Origin of the sequence: Jeotgalibacillus campisalis, assembly GCF_000829515.1 — a bacterium.
Classification (GTDB): Bacteria; Bacillota; Bacilli; order Bacillales; family Jeotgalibacillaceae; genus Jeotgalibacillus; species Jeotgalibacillus campisalis.
This window is the reverse complement of record NZ_JXRR01000008.1, coordinates 293,006-311,512: the sequence shown is the minus strand read 5'-3', so window position 1 is coordinate 311,512 and position 18,507 is coordinate 293,006. Positions and strand designations below refer to the sequence as shown.

Sequence of the window (18,507 nt, the reverse complement as noted above, 5' to 3'; positions counted from 1 at the left end):
TATTGCATAAAAAGAGCCTGAGACAAATGTGTGTCTCAAGCTCTTTCTTCTATTATTTATTCAAATAGTGCCTCGATCGTTGATGTGGGAAGAATAGATTCCCCTCCAATGATGTAGTACTTATCCGTTTCATGCGCATAACCAGAAACGGTGTCAATAGTTGTCTGTCTAGGGTTCGTTGGATTCGTCAAAATTAAAGGATTGCCGTTCATGGCGGCTAATGCCGATCCAGATAAAGCATCCGGGAAATTTTGACCTGTTGCAAAGAAGACCGTTGACATATTAACGCTGTTTAAATTGTGGAAGTAATCAATAATTTCGCTATTTGTTTCATAGCGGCTTGCTCCACTTAAACGCTTTTGATTAGGAAACGTCTTAGCAATTTTCGAGCTGACCATTGATTCTCCACCAATAATAAATGCTTGGTTTTCAATCGTTTTTTTGTATTCTTGTAAAGCAGGAGGAATGGTATTCGATTTTGTTAAAAGAATTGGCATTCCAATCCAAGCTGCCACAGGTGCTATTGATAGGGCATCAGCATAGCTGTTTCCATTAACGACTACAGCCAATTCAGTCAGCCCAAGATCTTTAGCGACGTTGACAGATGTCTCATAGCGATCCTTCCCGCCAATTCGCTTAATGCTTTTTACACCTAAACTCTTCAATTCTTTCTCCACATTAGGTGAAACCACATAATCGCCGCCAACGATTGTAGCTGATTTGGCGTTAAGACGTACGATTTCGTCCTTCACACTGGCAGGCAAAGAGTTTGCTTTTGTTAACAAAAGTGGTGCTTGATGCTTGTAAGCTAAAGGTGTCGCACTAAGTGCATCAGGGTAATTGCCTCCAGCAGCAATCACAACATGCTCTGAACTTTTCCATCCTTCAACAGATACTTTAACGGATGTTTCATAACGGTCTTTCCCGTTGAGTCGTTCAAACAGTTCATCTGTTCCATCATAATCATCAGAATAGTTGATCGCACTATAGGCATCTAATCTGCCCCAGCCTGATATAAGATCATATCCTGCTCTGGATTGCGTAGTAAAGTATGGATCTTCCGGATCATATGGTACATATGGATTATCATTTTCTTCAAACGCTACATCTTGTGCAGTTTGAGTTAAAATATTTTCGATATCACTCGGAAGCAATGTTGGATCATGTGACAGCAAAAGTCCTGCAACAGCCGCTACGTGCGGCGCAGCCATGGATGTTCCGCTTTGGTAGACCACATTGCCATCAGGCATCAGACTTGGAACCTCGGATCCAGGGGCAACCAAATCAAGACCCTCTCCATAATTCGAGTAATCCGCCACGATATCCATTCTATTTGTTGAACCAACTGCGATTGCATACTTTGAAGACCCTGGATAAGAAACCTCTTCGTAGCCCTCATTGCCGCTGGCTGCGACAATGGTTACATCGCGGTCATTTGCATATTTTAACGCATATTCGATTACCCGGCTGTAAGGTCCGCCGAGGCTTAGATTTAATACTTGTGCACCTTGGTCAACCGCGTACTTAATTCCGTATGCAATTTGCTCTGTGTCCCCGCCGCCTGAAGAGTCAAGAACCTTGACAGACATGATATCTGCATAAGGATTAATTCCAGCCATTGAATAATGATTATCAGTAGCAGCGGCAATAATCCCCGCTACATGAGTACCGTGCCCGTAATCATCCATTGCATCCGTATTCCTGCCAACAAAGTTGTAGCCTGATTCCGTTTGAACACTGTCGCTTAGATCTGCAAGCGTATGATCTACTCCTGTATCTAAGACAGCAATCAGTGTATTGGTAAGCTCTCTTCCTTCAAGCAAGTCACGAAGCTCTAAATACTTAATATCAGCACCAGCTTCTCCTTGAACGGCGCCGTCATTTTCAAGCGACCACTGATAAGAAAACTGAGCATCCGCTGTTAATGCCTGATACTGCTGAACAGGTTCTACAAACTCTACTTCAGAAAGCTTGTTAAGGCTTGCAGCAGCAGTCTTCATCGATTTGGCAGAAGCCTGATAAGAAGAACCTGCTTCTACTTCAAGCACAAACATGTTTGGAAAAACAGACTCGTCAGCTGCGAGTGGTTCAATCGATTGAACACCAAAGGATTTTGATTTAGATTGAATGCTGCTGATATTCTTTCCATCTTTCAGTTTCACAATGAGACGATTGTCATCAGCTTTCTCAGTTGAGTAGCCGCCTTTTGACAAAATGGAAGTAACGGTTTGATTCGTCAAATCAGAAACCCCGACACTCGTGCCGGCTTTTTGTATATCTCCTTTAAGAAACTCAGGAACAGAATCAAGCGCAATCGAATACAGGCCATTGATTGCTTCCTGATCTTCTTTTGTAATTTTGTAAGTGCTTGAACTTCCATTCTCCGCCGTGTCTTTAAATAACGGTTTTAACTTCACTAAATAATTAAAAACATCTTCTCTTGTTGTTTTGCTTAATACCATTTTCGTACTGATAAAAGGAGCTGCTTTGTAATAAACGGCAGACAGATCTTTCCCTTTAGTTGTTTTTGAAAGAACGTCTTCCCGAATTGTCCGTAAATCTGCTAAAATACCTTTTCCTTCTTCTCTCTGTTTGATGCTGAGCTCTGCTGGACACTCCTCACCAAGCATTTCATCAGAAGGAGCGAGTGTAATTCCATCATACCCAATCGAATAGGGAGCGCCTGTAATTTCAATAATTTCTCCTTTTTCGTCTTCATAATACTCTCCGCCATACGATTCCACTTTTATGTAATAGGGACCTACCCATGCAAGAGGAAAATCAATAATTGCCGGTTCATCCATGTAAGAATAATTCATATAACGATCGAATGCCAAATTGTCCATGGCGTTTTCAATGCTTGAGTACACCGTAATGTTCAACTCTTGTTCAGACTGAAGCTTTACGCGATAATGCGTAAACTCTTCAATGTCCATTTCAGCAGGGTCGATTTTGTACCAATGAACCATTTCCCCTTCTTCAAAAGTCGCTTCCATAGGCTCTCCAAGTGATAATGTTTCTTCCTCACTCGGTACCATAACTTCAGCTTTTACTTCCATAGAACCAACTTGACTGAAAAAAAGTGAAAAAACTAATAGAACCGACAAAAATACACTTACTGTTTTCCTTTGCATTTACATCCCCCATAAATTCATAATTCTTACATTATAATTAAACCATATTTTTCTATTAATTGGCAATCTTATCTAGTGTACTTTTACTCTATTTTTCTCTTTTTTTTTCACGCATGAAATCGTGACAAATGGCTCTGTCTCAATAAGATCTTTTTGTGTATTAGAAGTAAATTAAACGTTTGTTTAACAAGATTTGATCTAAGGTATCCTTTTTTGCTTCCCGTTGCGATATAGGAGGTGAAAGGAGGTGATTGACCATGGCAGTAAGTTACGTTAGTGATGTTAAGCTTCGTTTGGTTTTCGAGGATGGATTAAAGCAAGATGGAACACCAGTTTTAAAGCGTAAAACACTTAGCCGTATCCGCTTTGCAGCAACGGCTGATCAGCTTCACAATACCGCACAGGCTCTTTCTTCATTGTGCAGCTATTCACTTATAGATACAGAGCGCGTTGAAACATCCGGAATCCAACCGTTTTAATTACAGTTCAGTAGAAAGGTGGTGAAAATATGAATAAGTCACTGGAACTTCAATTTCAAACGGCAGGCGGAGCCACTTCCACTCTATCGATTGATTCTCCCATCGAGCCAGTAGATCCAGCCGCTATTAAAACAGTAATGGAAAACATCATTGCTGAAGATGCATTTGTTACCCCATCAGGCGGACTGATCGGCATTATCGGTGCACGCGTAGTAGCACGAGGCGTTGAAGACGTTGAATTAGTATAAGCGGCATCACCTTAAATCACAAAAGGCGGTCAGCAAACAGCTGACTGCCTTTTGTCAGCACTCTCTCTGCTATTTTTTAAAAGAAAGGAGTGAACCAAAATGGATGAGTGGATTAAGCTGATTAGTGAAGTAGGATTTCCAATTGTGGTAACCCTTTATTTACTGCACCGGATTGAAGCGAAACTCGAAGCAGTGATTCAATCCATACACGGGCTCACCGAACGAGTAGGATAAAAAAAAGAGGAGCGTATCCTGTAAATGGGATAGCTCCTACTTCAATTGAAAAACGTTATTCAAATGTTCCTTTCACAACCGCTTCTCCGTTTTTAACCATGACCTGGCCAAGAGAAATGACAGTATCAATCTCAAGTGTCTCGCTATCTAGCAATACCAGATCAGCATCTTTTCCTTCTTTGATCTGGCCTTTTTGAGTCAGTTTAAGGATTGCTGCAGGATTTTCTGTGATCACCCGCACAGCATCTTCTATTGCTACATCCTCTTGTAAAATGGCATCCCGAACTTCAGGATAAAGTGTCGTCACCTTTCCGAGCTGAAGCCCAAGGAACTCCCCTTGGTCATTAAAATCCGGAAGACTTGCCTGTCCGTCTGAAGTGAACGTAATTAACGACCCATCCACTCCTTGATCGAGCATTCTCTTTAACGCGGCGCTGCACTTCACCTCGCCTTCTTCAAAAAATTTCGGAATGGAACTCGTTGTAAAGTCCACATACCCTCCTTTTTTCGCATAGGCAATACCTGCTTCAAACAAATGAGGATTGCGGTTTATATGAGTCGGATAAAACTGTTTAATCGGGATATCAGTCGTTTCCACAACCTTTTCAATGACATCTAAATGATCGAAGCTGTCTCCCACATGAACATTGACAATACCCGCTTTCCCGGAAAGCATTCCGCCAATACGGGCGGCTGATGCAATTTTAGCAAGCTCTTCCACCGTGGGCTGAGAGGACCGGTGATCTGCAATCGCAATTTCACCCGCACCAATAATCCGGTCAATTAAAATCAAATCATCCTCAATCGTACCCGTCAGCGTTTTAACCGGCACCTGATAGGACCCTGTATGCGCATAGCAGGTAATGCCTTCTTCTTCAAGTCCTCTTGCTTTTGCGACCAAACTCGCCATCGTACGGGTCGTGCCATCGGTTCCAATCACACCCACAAGTGTTGTTACTCCGCCAAGTGTCGCATCCGTCAGCTTGAGTTCAGGCGTTCTTGTTTTATAACTGCCTTCACCCCCACCGCCCATAATATGAACATGGGAATCGATAAATCCAGGTACCACAATCTTCCCTTCAGCATCAATTTCCTCTATTTCCACGAATCCCTCAGGGCGCTCAATTTTCTCTCCAATAAACCCGATTCTTCCATCCACCAGCAGCAAATCCTTCTTGCCAAGCGGGTGCGGGGCATAAACATCCCCATTCCGAATCAATTTCAACATGAAGCATGCTCCTTTCAATGCAAAGTATCTTTACCACACTAGAGGGGCCGGACCCCTTTAGTGCTTTAATTTCACTAAAAGTTTATCAACGTAGCTATCACTATAAATACTGAAGCCATCACGATCATCAGCAGCATAAATTTCCAGATAAAACGTGCCCACGTTCCCCAATCAACTCTTGCTGCTCCGAGCGTCCCAAGAAGAGCAGCAGAAGTAGGCACAAAGATATTCGTCAAGCCATCGCCCAGTTGAAAGGCAAGGACGGCTACCTGGCGCGAAACCCCGGCAATGTCTGCCAGAGGGGCCATCAATGGCATCGTTAATGCAGCTTGACCTGAACCGGATACCACAAAGAAATTAAAAACGGATTGGAAAGCGTACATAAACCATGCTGACAGGGTTTCAGGGAAATCCCCTATCACTTGTCCCGCTCCAAACAGCATCGTATTTAATACGGACGGTGCATCCGGGCTGTCGCCTCCAAGAATAATCACGATCCCTTTCGCCATACCAACGATCAACGCGGCAGGCAGCAAATCCTTCGCTCCTTCGACAAAGCCCTCTGCAATGTCATCCACCTTCATATTATTTAGTTTAAATACCACAGCGATCAAACCGGACACTAAACCGATGGTGAAAAACTGAGATGCAATTTCAGGGATATAATAGGCATTCTCGATTACGCCCCAAATAATCCAGCCAAGTCCGACAATCAATGTCAGGATGACTAAACTGTGGCCCAGGGTGAATTTTGCGTCCAGATCCTGCAGATCCGATTGCTTTCTGAAGTAAGAGTCAGTATCATACGAAAGTGATTTTTTCGGATCCTTTTTAATTCGTGCAGCATAACGCCAGGTAAAAACGATACCAATTAACGTAAAGACAGCCCACATCGCAATTCTAAAAGGTGCACCCGAAAGAACAGGTACATCCGAGACGCCTTGCGCAATCGCTACACTAAATGGATTCATCCAGGAAGTGGCAAACCCAACCTGTGTTGCTACATATGTAATCATGACGCCTGTAATTGCATCATACCCAAGTGCAACCATCAATGGAACTAGAATAATAGCAAAAGCAATTGCTTCCTCACCCATGCCAAACACTGCTCCGCCAAGCGAAAACAAGAAAAACATGATGGGAATAATTAAAATTTCTTTTCCTTTTGTTTTATCAATTACACTTAAGATTCCCTGTTCAATTGCTTTTGTGCGCAGGATAATGCCAAACGCTCCACCAATAATCAAGATAAAAGCCACAACTCCAACGGCTGAACCCCATTTATCTCCTGAAACGAGACCTTCAAAAACGTAATTTAAAAACCCGGCCTCTCCTCCAGCTTCGAACAGCTTCGTCCCTTCGCGAACCTGGTTACCTTCATTATCGGTGACAATTGAAAAGCTATCCGGAATCAGCACCGTTCGTGACGATTCCTCGCCTCCCTGGCTATATGTAACTTCTTCTGTCTCAAACTGCCCGACCGGCACTAAATAAGTGAGAATTGCCGCAAGAACCACCACGCCAAACACAATCACAAACGTATGCGGCACCTTCCAGGCCTTATTCTCCTTCTTTTCCTTTTTCTCTTTTATTCCCACAATCCTTCCTCCCTTTTTTTGAATATTGACTACATTCACTGATCTATCTTCCCATAACCCCGCCGTTTTCTCAAGGTGACAAGGTAATGCAATAACGCACAGAAGGGTCCTGGCCCCTTCTGTGCGCTACCTTTAAAAAGCACGAAAGGAGTCAGGCCCCACTTCTTACATTTCTTATTTATTCTTCTTTTCAAATTCCAGCATCCATTGTTTACGGGAAATCCCTCCACCATATCCGCCTAAGTTTCCGTTAAGTCTTATGACGCGGTGACACGGGATGATGATGGCCAGTTGGTTGGCACCGTTTGCGAGCGCAACTGCACGGAAAGCAGTTGGTTTTCCCAGAGAAGAAGCGATATCAAAATAAGATTTCGTTTCTCCATAAGGAATAACACGCAGTTTCTGCCATACACTTTTTTGAAAATCAGATCCAATCAAACGGATAGGCGTTTTGAATTCCGTTCGTTTCCCATCAAAATATTCCTGCAGTTCCTTTTCCACTGATTGAAGGATCGAATTGCTGCCAGGAATCACCGCAGACTTTGTTTTTGTCCTCAGTTTTTCCACTTCCCGTTCAAGTCCCCGCCGGTCCACAAACTCAAGCAGCCAAAGTGCTTTTTCATCGGCAATGGCAATCATGGGTCCAAGTTTCGTGTCAATCCAGGCTGCTTTAAACATGTTCTTATTATCAGCCAAAGCAGGAGGAGCCCCCATGATCCTGGAAAATGCATCTCGGAAACCGCTGCTCGATTCGTAACCTGCTGCAAGCTGTGCATCAATCACCGCTTCCCCGCAGCGTAGTTGTTTCATCGCGATCCCCATTCTTCTTGACCGGGCATATTCAACAAATGTCATTCCAAAGCGTTTCTTAAATTGACGTCTTGCAGTCGATTCATCAACCTCCATTTCCCTAAAGTGATAATCTTTCCAACGTTTTTCAGGATTCAATTCCACTGCTTCTACAAGCCTTGCAACAACTTCAGACACCTGATTGGGGTGTGACAACGGACGGCATCGTTTACACGGTCGAAAAGAAGCAAGCAGCGCTTCCTTTGCTGTCTGGTAAAATTCACAGTTTTCGAACTTAGGTTTTCTTGCCGGGCAGGTAGGACGGCAAAAGACGCCAGTTGTCTTAACGCCCACATAAAAGATGCCCTCATACTCACTATTTTTTTCAATCAATGCCTGATAAAATTCGCTTTTTCTCTCCAGAGTCTCCATTGAACTCCCTCGCTTTCACGGGTAACGGTTTTCTTTTAGTTTAACGGATTCCAAGAACGTACATCGCCAAAAATCAGGCATTGATTTTTATCATTATTCAAAAGCAGCAGCTGCTTGCCCTATTTCAATGATCCGCTGAGCTGCTGCAGTCATTGCTTTACTGTCAACAGTGTTTTCACATGCTGCCCATTCAAATTCCCTTTCACCGCTATTAATCCACACCTTCAGCTTGTAGGTATCAGTTCCATCCGGATCACAAGAAGACGACAGCGCTTTTTCTTCTAAATAGTTGGCAAAGACAAGCTCTTTGTAAATTTCATTCAAATCCTTAGTTGAAAGTTGAAAATCACTCGTTACTGTTTCGCCCTCTTCAGACTTTTCAATCCATTCCAGCTGCTCTGTATTCAATTCATATTGTGAAGTTTTCAATGAAACCTCAAAATAATCCTGTTGTTCTGTATTATGTGAGATCGTTAATATTTCCTGAGAACCCCCTGAACAGCCTTCAAGAGTAAAAGATGTCTCTATACTAGTTTCTGTCTTTTTGATTGAATCACATTGATACTCATTTATTTCACCGCTGCCATAGGAATCCTTTGTCGTGTCAATGGCATAGTTCAGATTTTCATCATAGTCTAACTGATAGAAGATCGGATCCCCTTCTGTCGTAAACTGTACGATCTTTAGTGAATCTTTTTCGCCAGCTTGAACATGTTCTACGAAGTCATTAAGCAGACTGATATTTTCGATCATACCATGACTTTCAATTACATCCCTCTTCCTGTCAACGTCAGCTCCGCCATAGCGATCATTCTCATTTGCTGAAGAGCACCCTGATAAAATCACAACAAAAGCAATTGTTATAACCTTACAAATTTCCATAAAACACCTCCTAACTCATAAGACGAGTAATGCAAAAGATCGTTACAATAGGAAAAGGAAATGACAGCAGTTAACTTAGTGATTTTGCCAGGGCAAAATTGAATACCAGCAAGAAAGCCTTCACGAATGCATCTCAAATTCGCGAAGGCTTTCTAATTTTTTATTGAGTCAGCAAGTTTTAAACGTTCTAGATATCGTTCATCCATCGGTCCAGATAACCATCAATTTGCTTTAAGTAGCGGTTTGGCTGATCGGCTATTTCAACAAGAAAATAACTGCCTTCCTCTTCAAAACATTCTTCAAGGTACGTCTTCAACAATGAGATGTCATCATCTGTTTTGATTAACTGAACATTTCCATGAATTTGTTTTACATCATATAGTTTTTCAAGCCGGTTCTTGAGACATTCTTTCACAATTGGATCGTCTCCAGTCGCATAAGAAAGAAATAAATAGATTTTCATGTCCATATGTACCAAGGTCCCTTTTGTGCGTTACTGATTTAATGCGAAGGCGGATCCTGCTCCGCTTTTCCTGCTGCTAACAAGGCCTGAAGATCAAGGGGATTTTTGACGAGATCTTGCAGTGTGTAACTGTCGAGCACGGTAAGGTAAGCGTCAAGTGCTTTTGCGAGTGCGTGTTTTAGGCCGCAAACGGGTGAAATGACACACTGGTTTCGTTCTTTATCGAAGCACTCCACCAAATGAAAATCCTCCTCCGTTTTCCTTACGACTGATCCAATGTTAATCGAAGCAGGCTCCTGGGCTAATCGAATTCCGCCGTTTCTTCCACGAAGGGTTTCGATTAATCCTATTTTTCCAAGCTCATGGGTCACTTTCATTAGATGATTTTTTGAAATTTGATAAGAATCTGCGATTTCCTGTATATTGGCGCGGTCCTCGTTCTTTTTTGAAGCTAAGTAGATTAGGACTCTCAGGGAGTAGTCTGTATACAATGTCAGTCTCATTCTTATCTCCTTTACCGTTGTCCGTCCATTTGCCTGCATTGCTATGCAGTGCATTGTCCCTTTAGTATACGCTTTTTTAAATTAAGTCTTCAATTGTGACGATTTCCTTAACGATTGATAAAAGCAATTGTTTTTGCTCCAATCAAGCGTATAGTAAAGATGTATTTAAAATATATCTTTTATCAAAAGGAGTGTAGATCATGCTATCTCAAAAAAATATTACTATTATTAAATCAACCGTTCCGGTACTAGAAACCACGGGAACTGCTATTACTAAACGATTTTATGACATGCTGTTTGAGGCTCATCCTGAACTTTTAAACATTTTTAATCAGGCTAATCAGAAAAAAGGACGCCAGCAAACCGCGCTGGCCAATACCGTTTACGCAGCAGCCTTGCATATTGAACACCTTGAAAAAATCCTTCCTGCTGTTGAAAAAATTGCTCATAAGCATAGAAGCCTGGGAGTAAAACCAGAACATTATCCTATTGTGGGAGAGTATTTATTGAAAGCAATTAAAGAGGTCCTTAAGGAAGATGCAACGGAAGAAATTTTATCAGCGTGGGAGGAAGCATACGGAGTCATTGCAAATGTGTTTATTTCCGTAGAAAAAGAGATGTACAACGCTGCGGAAACAAAAGCTGGCGGATGGAAAGGCTTCAAAGAACTGATCATTGCAAAAAAAGTGAAAGAAAGCTCTTTGATTACGTCCTTTTATTTAGAAACTAAAGATCAATCATCCTTACCCGCGTATAATCCTGGACAGTATGTAACGGTACAGGTTCAAATACCGGGTGAGCGTTATACAATGAACCGCCAATATAGTCTGTCACAAACCTATAATCCTGAGCAGTATCGTATTTCAGTGAAGAAGGAACATGACAGTGAACCAAGCGGAATCGTTTCTAACTTTCTTCATGACAACGTAAAAGAAGGCGATTCCATTTTGGTCAGTGTACCCGCAGGCGACTTTTATCTTGATGTGCAAGAAAAAACACCTGTCATCCTTATCAGCGGCGGTGTGGGCGTGACACCAATGCTGAGCATGCTTGACTCAATCGCTAAGCACAATCCAACGCGGCCTGTCACATTCATTCATGCAGCGCGCAGCCAGTCGGTCCATGCATTTAACGAAGAAGTAAAAGAGCTGGTTTCTTCTCTTCCAAACGGTAAAAATTATGTTGTATATAAAGAAAAACATGAAGCATGCGATTTCACAGGCTATGTCACGTATGATCTGTTAAAGAAAACCCTCGATACGAGCAGTGTGGTTTATCTATGTGGACCGCCGCCTTTTATGAAAGCAGTACTACATTCACTCAACCAGTTAGGGGTTCCATCTGACCGGATTCATTATGAATTTTTCGGTCCGGATTTATTGATGGAAGCTGCGGATAAAGGAATGTAATACGAAAAACCCGCCTGAACTAGTTAGGCGGGTTTTCCTCATTTATCCGGCATCACATTGAACAGCTTATGCGTTTTTCTTCGTTTTTGAAGGAGCTGCACGTTTTTTGGGTGCGGTTTTTTTCTTTTTGGTTTTGTCGACGGATGCTTGAAGCGCCGCCATGAGTTCCGTTACATTGGCAGAGGTTGTGGGCTGTTTTCGTTCGGTTGCCGTTACGGTTTTTTTGCCTGTTTTCTTTTGTTCGATCAGCTCCATCAAAGCTGTGCGGTAATCGTCTGTGTACTTCTCAGGATCAAATTCTGTTGTAAGCTGATCGATCAGAAGCAGAGCTGTATCCAGTTCTTTTTGTACAATCTTTGCTTCTTCCGGTACATTCGGTACGTCATGTGAGCTGCGTACCTCATCAGGAAAATGGATGGTCTCCATGATCAATGTTTCGTTATAGACCCTTACCACCGCAAGCTGTTCTTTTGAGCGGATAATGATTTTGGCAACGCCAATTTTCCCAGACTCCTCCAGCGCTTTCTTTAAAAGGGAGTACGCTTTTCCTCCCCCTGAATCTGGTGCCATGAAATAGCTTTTCTCAAAATATATAGGGTCGATTTCCTCCAGTTTCACAAAATCGATAATTTCCACTGCTTTATCTTCATTTTCTTTTTTCAGCTGGTCAAGATCTTCTTCATCCAGCACGACAAATTTATTTTTCGCGTACTCATAGGCTTTAACAATGTCTTCATTTTTCACTTCTTGATCACAGCCGGAGCAGACCTTTTGATAATTGATTGGTGTGTGACACTCTTTATGAAGCTGTCTTAATTTAATGTCTTTGTTTTCAGTAGCTGTATGAAGCTTGACTGGTATATTGACCAGCCCAAATGAAATGCTTCCTTTCCAGACAGTATGCATGTTTTTTCACCTGCTTGTTTTTTTCTTACTATGGAGGTTTTAGGTCCATATTATGTATGAAGGCTGCAATTTCATCAAAACCTACTTTAAAACGAACAAGGCGGTGTACCTGTGAAACCCATGCTCATTACGTCTGCTTCGGACGTTTCCAAAGGGCCTGACTGGCTGTATGAAATAAAATATGACGGCTTTCGCTGCCTGCTGATTTGGGAAGAGAAGACGCCCAGGCTCTTAAGCCGCAATGAAAAAGACTTGAGTAATACGTTTCCTGAAGTGATTCAATTTTGTGCAGACCGGTATGATACGGTTACACCCTTTTTACCAATCGTGCTGGACGGGGAACTGGTTCACCTGGTTAATTCATTCAAAAGTGAATTTTCAGTGGTTCAAACACGGGGACGGATGAAAACCGCTTCAACTATTCAACAGCACGCTCACGCATTTCCTTGTCATTTTGCAGCGTTTGACCTACTTGCCTGCAGCGGCAATTCCCTTACTTCCTCACCGCTTGAAGATCGAAAAGAGCGCATGCACAACCTTTTTTCTGAGCTGTCTTTTCCACTAACTATTCAAATAAGAAAAAAAGAAAAAATTCAGTGCATGGAGACGTTCAGCCAGTATGACAAGGTGAAGGAAGTTGTTTTGAAACACTTTGGTGAAGGAATTATAGCCAAGAAAAGGACCAGTAAATGGGAAGCTGGAAAACGAAGCACGCATTGGCTCAAGGAAAAAAACTGGCGAACGGTCACGGTCTTTCTCACTCAATGGGACAAAAACAACGGTTATTTTACCGGTGCAGTGATGAAAGATAATGAGACGGTAGAAATTGTTCAATTTCGCCACGGCCTCGAAAGTGACCAGGAAAAAACCCTCCAGGAGCTCTTCAAGTCCAGAGGAGATAAACAGCCAGGAACCATCTGGACGCTTCCGCCATCAGTCTGTGTCAATATTGACTGCATTGACTTTGATGGCAAACATGTAAGAGAACCGCGCTTTCATTCCTTTAATTTTGAAATAGAGCCTGATGACTGTACATGGCAAACCATTCACCGCCAGCTATTACCTATTCCAAAAAGAGTCGCCATCACCCATCCTAAAAAGCCGGTGTGGCCTGAGTTGAATCTTACAAAAGATGATTATCTTTTATACCTGCAGCTCGCATCACCTGTATTGCTGCCGCTTTTAAGGGACAGGCTTTTAACAGTGATTCGCTATCCCCATGGAGCAGGTGATGAGAAGTTTTATCAAAAAAACTGTCCTGATTATGCACCGCCATTTGTTAAGACAAAAAATGATGATGGCATCGACTATATAGTGTGCAATGACCAGGATACACTGCTCTGGCTTGGCAATCAGCTTGCTCTTGAATTTCACATTCCTTTCCAAACGATTCATTCAAAAAAGCCGGCTGAAATTGTTTTTGACCTGGATCCCCCTTCAGTCCTTGAATTTTCACTGGCGGTGGAAGCAGCTGTTCGAATGAAGTCCATTTTCGATTCATTTGGATTGGTTTCCTACGTAAAAACGTCAGGGGGAAAAGGACTTCAGATCTACCTTCCCTTGCCTCCTGATGTATTTTCCTATGAGGAAACGAGAAGATTCACTTCATTTGTCTGCCAGTTTTTACTTGAACAGGAACCTGGCTGGTTTACAATTGAACGACTGAAAAAAAACCGCCACAACAAACTTTATCTTGATTATCTTCAGCATGATGAAGGCAAAACCATTATTGCCCCCTATTCGCCAAGAGGCAATCAGCAGGCACTTATCGCCACTCCGCTTCATTGGCATGAAGTAAACGAAAAACTGCGTCCGGACCAATTTCCCCTTACGGCTGTACGTGAACGCTTAAAAAAACAAGGTGATCCGTTTTTGGACATGACAGATCAGCAAAATGAAGAGCCGTTCCGATCGATCCTTGCTCAGCTCGCTGAATTAATGAAAAAATAAAACAGATCCGCTGCCCTTTTACACAAGCAGCGGACCTGTTATTCGTTTTTCTTGTCTTGTCTGCGGTACAAATCCAGGAATCCATTAACGTTGTATGTGGCCAGCATGATGGAATCCAACGCCTGAACTTCTAAGTTGTGCGGTCTCAACTGGGCTTCAAGCCACGACAAATCTTTATTTATATAATGAAGATTATTTTTTTGAACGGATCCATCGATGATTAGCGGAATCGGAATATAAGTCGGGGTTAAATCAAGCTTCAGATCACTCCCCTGAAGCGGTCTTGCCTTTTCGGTTGGAATAAAGCTGATTTCCCCTGTCTGTTCCATCGTAGCCCTCGCAATTTCATTAATCTCCGTGTACCCTTCGATCCGCATTTGAGCGATAAGCTCTTCTACTTCAATTCGTTCCCTTCTCATCCCTGTTTTTATTATTTCTCCTTGATCAATTAAGATGGTTGGCGTAGGGGTAATCCACCTTTTAAAAAAATTGGCCAGCTCCAGATAGCTGTAGAGAATATAAAATAGAACAATAAGAACGGAGTACCAGATAGCCGTGCCGATTTTCTCCGTCACAATGGGTTCTGAAATAGTTGTACCAACAATCATGACAATCATTAAGTCTATGCCGGACATTTCACTTGCTGCTTTTTTCCCCATTCCCCTCATGCAAAGATAGGCAACAATAAATACAATAAACGGAATCACCAGGTATTCTGTTAGAAAATTCATTCGCCCCACCTCGTATCGAGCACATCGTTGGGTTTAGTATGACCGCAAAAGAAAGAAATACACCTTCTGTTTACTCCTTTGCAGAAGTATATTTTTTTCTTTCTCCACAAACCCTAACAAGGTGTTTTGAGGGGGTGATGAAGTGAAAAACAGCCGCTACGGTGTTCATGAAATCGTGGATCTGCGAGAGCTCTTGAATTTTAACTGGTCCTGCTTAAGTGAAGCAAAACAACGCGTACAGGTGATTAAAGATGAGGACTTAAAAAAACTGGCAGAGGAATCCATCCTGCAGTTGACTGTTTCCATAGATAAGATGAATGAATTTATTTCAGCATCTGCCACCCGAATGACGCAATAAGGAGGAGCAAATATGGAAAATGAATTGAGTAAAGCCGACCATGCAATTGCTGCGGATATGCTGTTTGAAGTAAAAGCCTCGATAAAAGAACTGGCTGCTGCCATTACAGAATCAGCAACAGAGGAAATTCACCAGTTTTTAGTAAACGAACTAAAGGCAGCCATTGCTCACCATGAGAAAATGTATACTTTTTTTCAGGATAGAGGAATTTACGATGCCTATAATGTACCAGCGCAGCTGAAAAAAGATGTGGACTACGCAGAACGTGCAGTGAAGTCATTTGAGTAAGGAAAAAAGAGAGGTGTTCGATTGTGAATGAATCTTTAGGAATACATGAATCGCTCGAAATTCATGAGCTGCTGACCTTTAAAAGTTTATGTTTAACCAAGTACTCTGTTATGCAGGGGCTGGTATCTGACCCTTTATTGAAGGAATTGATGCAGCAGGACGTAACAATGTCGATCCGTCAAATTGAAGAGCTCCGAAAGCATTTACATTAAGGGAGGCAGGAAAATGAATTCACTTTTTGAAAAACTATCCGGCATGTCACCCATGACTGACCAGGTGATCGCTAGTGATATGCTGATTGCTGCTAAAACAGGCGTCAAAACCTACGCACTTGCGATTACAGAAACGGCCTCACCTGTTATACGAGCCATATTGAGCAAGCAGTTAGAAGAAGAAATCGCATTCCATTATGAATTAACCAACTATATGATTGACAGCGGTTATTACTACCCCCACAACACCTCAGCACAATTTAAAACGGATCAAAAAATGATGGATGCCGCTCTGGAAATTGGCTACAAGCAGGACTCTGCACACGGAAGTTAACCCATTCTCTGGAGACTGCCTAAATAAAAAAATCCCTGTTCCGCCAAACGGAACAAGGATTTTTGTCATTAGCAATCTTTTTGATTTCTTTTTGCTTTTGCTTGTTCTGCGTTCATTTCTGTGCCAAATTCCGTTTGATACTGCTCGTTGTTCGCGTTTTTGCGTTGAGCATCTTGGTTTTTATTGCGCTGTGGCTGTTGTTTGTTTTCGTTTTGGTTGTTTTGTTTGTTGTTCATTAGGTCTCACCTCCACCTCGGTAATATAACCAACTGAGTGGAGATTTATAAGTTTATAAATGATAACCAGCCTATTTTAAATTGACCTTGTTACCGAACCCTTTAGTTAAAGATCGCATAAGGATTTTAACTCTGCCTTTGTTATCCAGCGCTCATTTTATATCGGGTGGATTCCAAAATGCAGAAATTTTTAAATGTTAAAATAGGGCAGAGTGATCAATCCATCCTGCTATTAAATAAAGCCTGTGAGGAAACTCCCCACAGACTTATGCTTATTCCAGTGTTCCAATATATTTTTTCGCATCTTCTATTTCATCATCATCGGTCAAATGGGCAAGCGATTTGTCAGCCAGTTTGGAGTACTGCGAGGTATATCCCGTTACACTCGCAATTTCCTGGAGGATCTCATAAAACCTTCTGCGATCCAGGCGGTGGAGGTATTGATAATCAAATCCCTTTACAATGTACTCGACAAAATTCCAAACTGAATCATGATCCCGTTCCTTGACCCCTTTGGCGATTGCTTGCATGACGGCAAGCAGTTCAATTGTGACCACGATATTTTGCCCCGCGTACTGCCGGATGGAGGCAAAGGAGATATGCAGATAATCATCAAAATTAAGACTTTTTATCATGACGCGAAGCTTTTGTTCATCATCCACTAAGTAGGATGTAAAACATTCATTCTGCGAAATATTAATCAGCAGATCACCAAGCTGATACAGCGTTCCAGATGCCGTTCTCGGATCATCATTACCAAGTGCACGAATGGCAATTTCGACAAATTTATTTAAACTGTATTCAATATCGTGAAGCTCCCGCTGTTTTTTTCCTATATGAAACATATTTACGTATTTTTCTTCATCCAGTTCTTCTGTACTGTCTTCGGTTTTCCAATACGTCAAAACCGGGGAATAAGCAAAGACAAAGTTATCTACCTTATGCTCAAGACGAACTAAAATTCCATCCTTCTGCGACTGCTCAAATAACTCTCTAAAATTAATAGATTGCAAATAGCCGGATTCCTTTAGTAAGATAGGCATGCCTTTTTTCTTTGGCAGCTGGTCTTCGATCTTGGCACCTGCTTCTAACTGATTCACGTCGAGTTCGCTTACAGCCGATTTGCCAATAATCCTCATGGATTCTTTTTTCATATCGATCGTCATATTCGTAATTTGCAGCCAATTAATAATATGATTGACGAAAACGACAAAAGATCCTAATGCAAAGACAGCCAGAAAAGTCGCTGTGACCGGAATAAAAAAGTAACTTGTTTCCTCTGTTAGAAACAGGAGACAAAGAAGTACATAAAGAAAGCTGCCGATGAAAATCCCGAGGGTTCGCTGGGTTTTTTTTGTCACCATGAAGTTCCGCAATATCCTCGGAGAAAACATGCTTGAAAATGTTGTCAGTGCAGTCAATACACCATAAAAAGTAAAAGTAGTAAGAGAGAGCAGGCCAGTCGTCAAAGAGCTTAAAATGGTCGTTGTCAGCTGATAGTCAGGCTGAACTAGCGGCATCTTGCTCCCATAATTCTGCCACAGATCAAGCCACACCGTTAACCCAAACAATAAAAGTGAAACGACTGTATATTTTAAAGGCGTCATCCATAAGTTTGAATATTTATAAAGCCATTTTTCTTCTTTTGGCATCTGCCTGTACCACTTTATATTTTCTTTTAATTGAGATCCCATAATTTCACTTCCTTTATCTCATTTATATTCAAGTCACCTTTTACTACCCTTTTCCCTAAACAATATAACTGAAAATCCCAAACTTATTGAAATTACCATAAAAAAGGCTGAGACAAAGTGTCCCAAACCTCTTTTAACCGAATTTTGCGTTCTAGACGGACGTTTTCTTACCGCTGCTTACAATTTAACAGTGGTGCCGAAATTTTTTGCCGCCGGTATTCTTATTATCCGTGCTTTACAAGGTTCCCATACAGAATCAGATGTAAGCCTGGATAATCTTTTTTTGTTCAAGAGAATGCAAAAAGGTGTAGCATCCTGTCCGTAGTGATTCATGAGGTCATCAATCAATATTTCTTTTTCTTCTGCTTCCATCATTGCTGCGCTCAGCTTCTCCACACT

Annotated in this window: 21 protein-coding genes; 9 read left to right on the top strand and 12 right to left on the bottom strand. The window is 41.9% G+C overall.

All coding sequences use genetic code 11. The features are described 5' to 3' along the window. Positions 1-56 precede the first annotated feature (56 nt). A complete protein-coding gene (locus KR50_RS04990) occupies positions 57-3,134 on the bottom strand; it encodes a cell wall-binding repeat-containing protein (protein ID WP_052476796.1) in 3,078 nt (1,025 codons plus the stop codon). A gap of 257 nt (positions 3,135-3,391) precedes the next feature. Here KR50_RS04990 and KR50_RS04985 point away from each other — a divergent pair, with 257 nt between their 5' ends. From KR50_RS04985 to KR50_RS04975, 3 genes are all read left to right on the top strand, one after another. Further along, positions 3,392-3,613, top strand: a complete 222-nt coding sequence (locus KR50_RS04985; RefSeq protein ID WP_041055573.1) for a DUF1659 domain-containing protein — start codon at positions 3,392-3,394, stop codon at positions 3,611-3,613. Between the two features lie 29 nt (positions 3,614-3,642). Continuing rightward, on the top strand, positions 3,643-3,861 hold the full coding sequence (locus KR50_RS04980) for a DUF2922 domain-containing protein (RefSeq protein WP_041055570.1): 219 nt from the start codon (positions 3,643-3,645) through the stop codon (positions 3,859-3,861). A gap of 99 nt (positions 3,862-3,960) precedes the next feature. After that, on the top strand, positions 3,961-4,095 hold the full coding sequence (locus KR50_RS04975; RefSeq protein WP_041055568.1) for a YvrJ family protein: 135 nt from the start codon (positions 3,961-3,963) through the stop codon (positions 4,093-4,095). 55 nt (positions 4,096-4,150) lie between these two features. Here the strand turns inward: KR50_RS04975 and iadA are convergent, their stop codons facing one another. The 6 genes from iadA to KR50_RS04945 all read right to left on the bottom strand — a co-directional run bounded on the left by iadA (position 4,151) and on the right by KR50_RS04945 (position 9,990). Further along, complete coding sequence (iadA, locus tag KR50_RS04970; RefSeq protein ID WP_041055566.1) at positions 4,151-5,323, bottom strand: beta-aspartyl-peptidase; 1,173 nt, start codon at positions 5,321-5,323, stop codon at positions 4,151-4,153. Positions 5,324-5,397: 74 nt separating this feature from the next. Further along, the gene (yfcC, locus tag KR50_RS04965) at positions 5,398-6,921 is read right to left on the bottom strand and encodes a putative basic amino acid antiporter YfcC (protein ID WP_084215499.1); all 1,524 of its coding nucleotides are present in this window, start codon (positions 6,919-6,921) and stop codon (positions 5,398-5,400) included. Between the two features lie 174 nt (positions 6,922-7,095). After that, positions 7,096-8,142: a bifunctional transcriptional activator/DNA repair enzyme AdaA gene (locus tag KR50_RS04960; RefSeq protein ID WP_041055564.1), complete on the bottom strand. Its 1,047-nt coding sequence runs from the start codon at positions 8,140-8,142 to the stop codon at positions 7,096-7,098. Positions 8,143-8,235: 93 nt separating this feature from the next. Next, complete coding sequence (locus tag KR50_RS17930) at positions 8,236-9,024, bottom strand: DUF4362 domain-containing protein (protein WP_052476795.1); 789 nt, start codon at positions 9,022-9,024, stop codon at positions 8,236-8,238. A gap of 187 nt (positions 9,025-9,211) precedes the next feature. Next, positions 9,212-9,493: a hypothetical protein gene (locus KR50_RS04950; RefSeq protein WP_052476793.1), complete on the bottom strand. Its 282-nt coding sequence runs from the start codon at positions 9,491-9,493 to the stop codon at positions 9,212-9,214. 32 nt (positions 9,494-9,525) lie between these two features. Next, positions 9,526-9,990 (bottom strand): RrF2 family transcriptional regulator, encoded by a 465-nt coding sequence (locus KR50_RS04945; RefSeq protein WP_041055562.1) that lies wholly within the window; start codon positions 9,988-9,990, stop codon positions 9,526-9,528. A gap of 200 nt (positions 9,991-10,190) precedes the next feature. Here KR50_RS04945 and hmpA point away from each other — a divergent pair, with 200 nt between their 5' ends. Then, positions 10,191-11,399, top strand: coding sequence for an NO-inducible flavohemoprotein (hmpA, locus tag KR50_RS04940; protein ID WP_041055560.1), 1,209 nt, complete (start codon positions 10,191-10,193; stop codon positions 11,397-11,399). Between the two features lie 66 nt (positions 11,400-11,465). Here the strand turns inward: hmpA and ku are convergent, their stop codons facing one another. Then, on the bottom strand, positions 11,466-12,305 hold the full coding sequence (gene ku, locus KR50_RS04935; RefSeq protein ID WP_041055558.1) for a non-homologous end joining protein Ku: 840 nt from the start codon (positions 12,303-12,305) through the stop codon (positions 11,466-11,468). 111 nt (positions 12,306-12,416) lie between these two features. Between ku and KR50_RS04930 the strand changes: the two genes are divergently transcribed. Further along, on the top strand, positions 12,417-14,255 hold the full coding sequence (locus tag KR50_RS04930) for a DNA ligase D (RefSeq protein ID WP_041055557.1): 1,839 nt from the start codon (positions 12,417-12,419) through the stop codon (positions 14,253-14,255). Positions 14,256-14,293: 38 nt separating this feature from the next. On the opposite strand, the gene KR50_RS04925 is transcribed toward KR50_RS04930, so the two are convergent. Continuing rightward, positions 14,294-14,986, bottom strand: a complete 693-nt coding sequence (locus KR50_RS04925; RefSeq protein WP_052476791.1) for a DUF421 domain-containing protein — start codon at positions 14,984-14,986, stop codon at positions 14,294-14,296. A 142-nt stretch (positions 14,987-15,128) separates the two neighbouring features. Between KR50_RS04925 and KR50_RS04920 the strand changes: the two genes are divergently transcribed. The 4 genes from KR50_RS04920 to KR50_RS04905 are packed head-to-tail and all read left to right on the top strand — an operon-like array spanning position 15,129 to position 16,178. Continuing rightward, a complete protein-coding gene (locus KR50_RS04920) occupies positions 15,129-15,344 on the top strand; it encodes a hypothetical protein (protein ID WP_041055556.1) in 216 nt (71 codons plus the stop codon). Between the two features lie 12 nt (positions 15,345-15,356). Further along, the gene (locus KR50_RS04915) at positions 15,357-15,632 is read left to right on the top strand and encodes a spore coat protein (protein WP_041055554.1); all 276 of its coding nucleotides are present in this window, start codon (positions 15,357-15,359) and stop codon (positions 15,630-15,632) included. A 23-nt stretch (positions 15,633-15,655) separates the two neighbouring features. Further along, positions 15,656-15,844: a hypothetical protein gene (locus KR50_RS04910; protein ID WP_041055552.1), complete on the top strand. Its 189-nt coding sequence runs from the start codon at positions 15,656-15,658 to the stop codon at positions 15,842-15,844. 13 nt (positions 15,845-15,857) lie between these two features. Then, entirely contained in the window at positions 15,858-16,178 is a 321-nt protein-coding gene (locus tag KR50_RS04905; RefSeq protein WP_041055550.1) for a spore coat protein, read from the top strand. Between the two features lie 68 nt (positions 16,179-16,246). On the opposite strand, the gene KR50_RS18430 is transcribed toward KR50_RS04905, so the two are convergent. From KR50_RS18430 to KR50_RS04895, 3 genes are all read right to left on the bottom strand, one after another. Further along, positions 16,247-16,414, bottom strand: coding sequence for a hypothetical protein (locus tag KR50_RS18430; RefSeq protein WP_156969461.1), 168 nt, complete (start codon positions 16,412-16,414; stop codon positions 16,247-16,249). 272 nt (positions 16,415-16,686) lie between these two features. Then, a complete protein-coding gene (locus KR50_RS04900) occupies positions 16,687-18,108 on the bottom strand; it encodes a DUF2254 domain-containing protein (protein WP_052476789.1) in 1,422 nt (473 codons plus the stop codon). Positions 18,109-18,285: 177 nt separating this feature from the next. Then, positions 18,286-18,504, bottom strand: a complete 219-nt coding sequence (locus KR50_RS04895) for a hypothetical protein (RefSeq protein ID WP_041055548.1) — start codon at positions 18,502-18,504, stop codon at positions 18,286-18,288. Positions 18,505-18,507: the final 3 nt, after the last annotated feature.

What these genes read in the sequence shown, in the direction of transcription:
- KR50_RS04990 (WP_052476796.1), bottom strand. Translation starts at nt 3,134, where the DNA reads ATGCAAAGGAAAACAGTAAGTGTATTTTTGTCGGTTCTATTAGTTTTT.
- KR50_RS04985 (WP_041055573.1), top strand. Translation starts at nt 3,392, where the DNA reads ATGGCAGTAAGTTACGTTAGTGATGTTAAGCTTCGTTTGGTTTTCGAG.
- KR50_RS04980 (WP_041055570.1), top strand. Translation starts at nt 3,643, where the DNA reads ATGAATAAGTCACTGGAACTTCAATTTCAAACGGCAGGCGGAGCCACT.
- KR50_RS04975 (WP_041055568.1), top strand. Translation starts at nt 3,961, where the DNA reads ATGGATGAGTGGATTAAGCTGATTAGTGAAGTAGGATTTCCAATTGTG.
- iadA (WP_041055566.1), bottom strand. Translation starts at nt 5,323, where the DNA reads ATGTTGAAATTGATTCGGAATGGGGATGTTTATGCCCCGCACCCGCTT.
- KR50_RS04960 (WP_041055564.1), bottom strand. Translation starts at nt 8,142, where the DNA reads ATGGAGACTCTGGAGAGAAAAAGCGAATTTTATCAGGCATTGATTGAA.
- KR50_RS17930 (WP_052476795.1), bottom strand. Translation starts at nt 9,024, where the DNA reads ATGGAAATTTGTAAGGTTATAACAATTGCTTTTGTTGTGATTTTATCA.
- KR50_RS04950 (WP_052476793.1), bottom strand. Translation starts at nt 9,493, where the DNA reads ATGGACATGAAAATCTATTTATTTCTTTCTTATGCGACTGGAGACGAT.
- KR50_RS04945 (WP_041055562.1), bottom strand. Translation starts at nt 9,990, where the DNA reads ATGAGACTGACATTGTATACAGACTACTCCCTGAGAGTCCTAATCTAC.
- hmpA (WP_041055560.1), top strand. Translation starts at nt 10,191, where the DNA reads ATGCTATCTCAAAAAAATATTACTATTATTAAATCAACCGTTCCGGTA.
- ku (WP_041055558.1), bottom strand. Translation starts at nt 12,305, where the DNA reads ATGCATACTGTCTGGAAAGGAAGCATTTCATTTGGGCTGGTCAATATA.
- KR50_RS04925 (WP_052476791.1), bottom strand. Translation starts at nt 14,986, where the DNA reads ATGAATTTTCTAACAGAATACCTGGTGATTCCGTTTATTGTATTTATT.
- KR50_RS04915 (WP_041055554.1), top strand. Translation starts at nt 15,357, where the DNA reads ATGGAAAATGAATTGAGTAAAGCCGACCATGCAATTGCTGCGGATATG.
- KR50_RS04905 (WP_041055550.1), top strand. Translation starts at nt 15,858, where the DNA reads ATGAATTCACTTTTTGAAAAACTATCCGGCATGTCACCCATGACTGAC.
- KR50_RS18430 (WP_156969461.1), bottom strand. Translation starts at nt 16,414, where the DNA reads ATGAACAACAAACAAAACAACCAAAACGAAAACAAACAACAGCCACAG.
- KR50_RS04900 (WP_052476789.1), bottom strand. Translation starts at nt 18,108, where the DNA reads ATGGGATCTCAATTAAAAGAAAATATAAAGTGGTACAGGCAGATGCCA.